Below are 2708 nucleotides of genomic sequence, written 5' to 3'. Positions count from 1 at the left end.
GCTTAATCCCGACAGATCTTCAGCTGATCAACTTAAGAAAGCGGCTTGAGTTGGGGCGACAACTATGTTGACAAACACCGATAGTTTGCTCTAATGGGGTTGATATTTCGAAGTTTACCTATGAATTCGCTCCATGTCGTAAAGAACTCGTATTCATAGGGAATATGTTTTCTGCACAAAATTTTGATGCTGCAATATGGTTTTCTAAAAATGTTTTACCTTTGTTTAGAAAGTATGGAAACTATACTTTTAAAGTAATTGGAAAGATTAAACCTGATGACAAACAAAGGTTAGAAAAGTTTAAAGGTACAATCGTTACTGGAGCAGTAGATGATGTTGTTGTTCATGCCCGAGGTGCTATAGCAGGCATCTGCTCTGTTAGATTAGCTGCAGGTGTTCAGAATAAAATATTGGAATATATGGCACTTGGATTGCCAACAGTTTCATCATCAATGGGGCATGAGGGCCTTGATGCTAAAGCAGGGGTTGAAATACTTATTGCCAATACACCAGAAGAATATGTAGAGCAAATCTTAAGGCTTGAGAAAGATAAGGAATTTGCGCAGTCAATATCTGAAAAAGCACTTGTTTATGTTAATGATCATCATTCATGGTCAGGAAAGCTTAAGCCTGTTTTAGATGCTGTTCATGAAATCGTGAAGTGATTTAACTATGTTTCTTAAAAAACACATCATTCCGGTCATTATGTCAGGTGGCTCCGGCAGTCGTCTCTGGCCTCAGTCTCGCGCCCAGTATCCTAAGCAATTCCTGCCGTTGGTGAATGAACGCACCATGTTGCAGAACACTATCGTTCGGTTGGATGGCTTGACGGGTACTGCCAAACCGCTACTGATTGCTAACGAAGATCATCGCTTCCTGGTAGCGGAACAACTTCGGCAGTTGGGGAGAGAGGCGGAGGCCATCATCCTTGAACCGGTTGGTCGCAATACGGCCCCAGCGGTTGCGCTGGCTGCGCTCAAAGCCTTGGCCAGTGGTCATGAAGAATCCGTGTTGCTTGTACTCGCCGCTGACCATGTTATTCAGAATGAAGAAGCCTTTCACCGTGCCGTTGAAGCGGCAATGCCTGCTGCTCGTGATGGTAAGCTGGTGACGTTTGGCATTGTGCCGTCCCATCCCGAAACGGGTTATGGCTACATCAAAAGCCGTAGAACGTCAGAAGGCTCGCTGTCACCGCTTCCCGTAGAGCAGTTTGTTGAAAAACCGGATTCTGCTACGGCAGAACAGTACCTCGCTTCAGGTGATTATTTCTGGAACTCCGGGATGTTTATGTTTAAGGCGTCTCGATTCCTGGAGGAATTGAAACAGTTCCGGCGAGATATCCTGTCTGCCTGCGAACAGGCCATTGCGGTAGAGCACCCGGATATGGATTTTGTTCGCCTTAATGAAGCGGCCTTCAAAGCCTGCCCGGATGACTCCATCGACTACGCCGTGATGGAAAAAACGCAGGATGCGGTTGTCATTCCGCTGGATGCCGGTTGGTCTGATGTCGGCTCCTGGTCATCACTCTGGGATATTGCTGACAAGGATGCTCAGGGTAATGCCGTGCAGGGTGACGCCATGTTGCACGATACCCGTAATACGTATGTGCGCAGCGAGAAAAAGCTGATCGCGACTGTTGGCGTAGAAGACCTTGTGATCACTGAAAGCGACGATGCGATTCTTGTCGCAAGTAAGAGCAGGGTGCAGGACGTCAAGAAAATCGTTGAACGCATTAAGGCGGAAGGGCGTACGGAGGCGAAACTTCACCGCAAGGTTTATCGCCCCTGGGGCAGTTATGATTCCATTGATGCCGGTGAGCGATACCAGGTCAAACGCATTACGGTGAAGCCTGGCGCACAGCTTTCTCTGCAGAAACATTACCATCGTGCAGAGCACTGGATCGTGGTAAAGGGAACTGCGCTGGTGACCAATGGTGACCAGGAAATTCTGCTGACGGAGAATCAATCCACCTATATACCGATTGGTGTTGTTCACCGGTTGGAAAACCCCGGAAAGTTTGATCTGGAACTGATCGAGGTCCAGAGCGGTGCCTATCTCGGGGAGGATGATATCGTCCGGTTTGAGGATACTTACGGGCGCACTTGATGAGCATGTTCAGAATCTGTGTTCATAGCTGAATAGCGGGGATTGGTGGGGTTATAGATTTCAAGCCCCACCGCTGATGAATGCGGTAGTAATATAATTTTTATGAAAAAAATATTTATTGTTTTATCTTTGTTATTAGCTGTTAGTTTGTCAGGCTGTACTCTTAATAAACCTTTGCCTGTTGAGGATATGACATTTGGCGGGGTCAAGTTCTATCCTATTTATGAAAGTCAAGGATTGGGCTTCTATAAATGTAGCCATTTTAGTGAGATAGCTAAAAGCAATATCCTTTGTATGAATGCAAAGGATTATTTTGTAATGAAGTTCTATGATGGGCTACAGCTAACACGCGAAGACTTACGTTTAGAGAATGTTAGGGTTGGCAGGGAGTCCTTTGAAAAAGATCTATTAAAGAAAGGTTATCAAAAAGATAGTGGAGACTATTCTGGCTTTGTTACTTTTTTAAACCAAAAAACAGATCATGCTGTCGTTTATAAAGATGAAAGCGACACAGGTTACTTTTGTAAGTACTCAAAAACCGGTACATAAGGCGATTTCACGTTCTGCCGCCTAAGCTCATCCCCATGTTCCCATTACCGCCT

3 protein-coding genes are annotated in these 2708 nt (G+C 45.5%); all 3 read left to right on the top strand.

Annotated features, from left to right (window positions below; translation table 11 throughout):
- Positions 1 to 80 precede the first annotated feature (80 nt).
- Positions 81 to 665 (top strand): glycosyltransferase family 4 protein, encoded by a 585-nt coding sequence (locus ABD892_RS11135; protein WP_345195723.1) that lies wholly within the window; start codon positions 81 to 83, stop codon positions 663 to 665.
- A gap of 7 nt (positions 666 to 672) precedes the next feature.
- Entirely contained in the window at positions 673 to 2106 is a 1434-nt protein-coding gene (locus ABD892_RS11130; protein WP_345195722.1) for a mannose-1-phosphate guanylyltransferase/mannose-6-phosphate isomerase, read from the top strand.
- 102 nt (positions 2107 to 2208) lie between these two features.
- On the top strand, positions 2209 to 2655 hold the full coding sequence (locus ABD892_RS11125) for a hypothetical protein (protein ID WP_345195721.1): 447 nt from the start codon (positions 2209 to 2211) through the stop codon (positions 2653 to 2655).
- Positions 2656 to 2708: the final 53 nt, after the last annotated feature.

This window comes from Kistimonas scapharcae (assembly GCF_039540975.1).
Lineage (GTDB): Bacteria > Pseudomonadota > Gammaproteobacteria > Pseudomonadales > Endozoicomonadaceae > Kistimonas > Kistimonas scapharcae.
This window is presented reverse-complemented; position numbering and strand designations above follow the sequence as displayed.